Source organism: Streptomyces katrae, assembly GCF_000966975.1.
Lineage (GTDB): Bacteria > Actinomycetota > Actinomycetes > Streptomycetales > Streptomycetaceae > Streptomyces > Streptomyces katrae.
In genome coordinates this window covers 1-1709 of record NZ_JZWV01001198.1, presented here as the reverse complement: position 1 = coordinate 1709, position 1709 = coordinate 1, and the positions used below count along the sequence as shown (strand labels likewise).

Here is a 1709-nt window from a genome sequence, read left to right as displayed (position 1 = left end):
GCGGTGGAACGGGCCGGGGTGGGGCCGCTGCCGTTGCGGGCGGGCGGCTCGGAGGCGGCGGGCGTCGGTGAGGACGCCACTTCCGTGGCCGGGGCGCCGGGGGTGGCGGGGGGTGCCGGGCTGCCGCCGTCGGAGGAGGCCGAAGGGGCGGGCGCGCCGCCGGACACGGCGGCGGTGGGTGTCGCGACCGCCTGCGGCTGGAGGGTGGCCGGGTCGTGGCCCAGTTGCCGGCCCACGAGGAACCCGCCCACGGCCAGGACCATGACGCCGCCGATGACCAGCGCCATGGTCTTCGTCTTCCTGGCCCGCTTCTGACGCGCGTTACCGCCCGGGTGCCCGGTGCGGCCGCCCTGGACGATGATGCCGTCGCGGACCGCGTGGGGGTCGTCGTGCTTGGGGCCGATGGCCCGGGGGTCGTCCTGCTTCGGACCGATCGCCCGGGGATCGTCCTGCTTCGGACCGATCGCCCGGGGATCGTCCTGCTTCGGACCGATCGCCCGGGGATCGTCCTGCTTCGGACCGATCGCCCGGGGATCGTCCTGCTTCGGGCCGATGGCCCGGGGGTCATCCTGTTTCGGACCGATCGCCCGGGGGTCATCCTGCTTCGGACCGATCGCCCGCGGGTCGTTCGAGCCGGAGGGCGTGCGGCCGCCCTGGACGATGATGCCTTCCCTTCCCGGGGCCGGGTCGGTGAAGCCTCCGCCGGGGTCCGGGGTGGTCCCGTGGGACGGGACCGGCGCGTCGTTCTCCGGACGGGGCACGTCCGGTCCACCTCTGCCGTCGCTCATGGCTCGAAATCCCCCCTGGGGTCAGCCTCTTCCTGCCCAGACAGTTTTCGGCCAGGGGGCCGCGGGGTCCATCCCCGCGGCGTGACGACAACGTCCCGATCCCGTACCGGAACGCGCCCCCGGCGCCCGGTTCGGGGTCAGTCGCGGGGCGACAGTTCGGCCATGGCGCTCCAGCCCTGGCCGGGGACCTCGACGTGGATGATCTCCGGGGTGGTGGCGATGGCTCCGGCGAGCGTCTCCATACCGGCCTTGAAGTGCTCCGACGCCACGTGCGCGGCGCCGGCCTCGGCGTCGGTGAACGCCTCCAGCAGGGTGTACTTGTTCGGGTCGTCCACGCTGCGGGACCAGTCGTAGAAGAGGTTGCCCGGCTCGGACCGGGTGGCGCGGGTGAAGTCGTCGACGAGGGCGAGCCAGTTGTCGCTGTGCTCCGGGCGGACGTCGAACCTGACGGCAATGAAGATCATGCGGCCAGCCTGGCACGTGGGACGGGTCCCGCGCACGCCGGGCGCACGCCATTCCGGCAGGGCCGGAATCCGGGCCGGCCGGGGACCGGGCGGCCGGGGGTTCACCGGATCCGGAGCGACGCCGCCTCCGCGAGGGCGGCGCGGATGGCTTCGGGGCGCCGGCGGAACTCCTGCGTGGGCACCGACACCGACAGCGCGTGCACGGTGTCCCGTTCCTCCCCCGCCGGCGGCAGCGCGACGCCCAGGCAGGTCCACGCCGGGTCCGCCTCGCCCACGGACACCGCGATACCCGCCGCGCGCACCCGCAGCAGCTCCGCCTCCAGCGCCTCCGCGCTCGTGATGGTCGCCGGGGTCAGCCGGGCCATCCCGTGCTCGTCGAGGTAGCGGCGCCGGGCCCGCGGGGTCAGCCGGGCGAGCAGGGCCTTGCCGTGGGCGGTGGCGTGGGCCCGGGTCTCAC

General features: G+C 75.1%; 2 protein-coding genes and 1 pseudogene. All 3 read right to left on the bottom strand.

What is annotated here, in order from left to right:
• Window positions 1-788, bottom strand: a pseudogene (locus VR44_RS34920) (hypothetical protein); the annotation flags it as partial.
• Between the two features lie 137 nt (window positions 789-925).
• Window positions 926-1252, bottom strand: a complete 327-nt coding sequence (locus VR44_RS34915; RefSeq protein ID WP_045951664.1) for a putative quinol monooxygenase — start codon at window positions 1250-1252, stop codon at window positions 926-928.
• Between the two features lie 101 nt (window positions 1253-1353).
• The coding region (locus VR44_RS34910; protein ID WP_045951663.1) for an IclR family transcriptional regulator domain-containing protein at window positions 1354-1709 on the bottom strand (356 nt) is incomplete at its 5' end.